At 65.5% G+C, this 1042-nt stretch carries 1 protein-coding gene; it reads right to left on the minus strand.

What is annotated here, in order from left to right; translation table 11 throughout:
* Window positions 1-1042: condensation domain-containing protein (locus P3H15_RS54085; protein WP_276144837.1), on the minus strand; the 1042-nt coding region annotated here is incomplete at both ends.

Raw genomic sequence — 1042 nt, forward strand, 5'->3', positions numbered from 1 at the left:
GGCCGGTCGATCCCGAGGTGAACATCACGTATGCCGTGTTCTGCGGGCGCAGTGGTGCGCGGCGGTCGGCGTCGGTCACCGGCGCCGCGGACGTCTGTGACAGATCGATGGTGTCGACGTGAAACACCGGTACCGGGTAGGACAGATCGACCTGGTCGTCGTGGGTGGTGGTCAGCATGCAGGTTGGTTGTGCCACTGAGAGTATGAAGTGGGTGCGTTCGGTTGGGTGGTCGGGGTCGAGGGGTAGGTATGCGCCACCGGCGGTGAGGGTCGCGTAGACGCCGACGATGAAGTCGAGGGAGCGGCGTATCCGCACCGCGACGATGGTTTCCGGGCCGACGCCCTGGGTGATGAGGTGTCGGGCGAGGCGGTTGATGCGTGCGCTGAACTCGGTGTAGGACAGTGTTCGGTTTCCGTCGATGACCGCGATGGCGTCGGGTGTGCGGGCGGCCTGCGCACCGAACATCGACATCAGGGTGTCGGTGGTAGTCGCATGATCGGTGTGGTTCCAGTCCGCGAGGATCAGCTGTTTTTCGGTGGGGTCGAGGAGGTCGATGTCGCCGACCGGGCTGGTCGGATCGGCGACCGCTGCCTCGAGGAGGCGGGTGAACCGGTCGGCGAACCCGCGGACGGTGTCCTGGTCGAACAGGTCGGCTGTGTAGGTGAAGGCTGCGTTCAGCCCGGTGGGTGCGCCCTTGTCGCCAAAACGTTCGCTGATGGTGAGCGTCAGGTCGAACTGGGTGGCGGCGTGGTCGATGTCCTCGATACGGGCGTTCAGCCCCGCCAATTCCAGTTTCGGGTGCTCCTGGTTCTGGAAGACGAGCATCACCTGGAACAGTGGGTGTCGGGTGGTCGATCGTGCCGGGTTGAGGGCCTGTACCACTCGTTCGAACGGCACGTCGGCGTGCTCGAACGCGGCCAGGTCGGTTTCTCGGACCGTCGAGAGCAGGGTGGTGAAGTTGTTGGCGCCGTCGACCGGGGTTCGCAGTGCGAGGGTGTTGACGAACATGCCGACCAGGTCGTCGAGGGCGGGGTCGCCGCG

This window comes from Rhodococcus sp. T2V (genome assembly GCF_029269925.1).
Lineage (GTDB): Bacteria > Actinomycetota > Actinomycetes > Mycobacteriales > Mycobacteriaceae > Rhodococcus_F > Rhodococcus_F koreensis.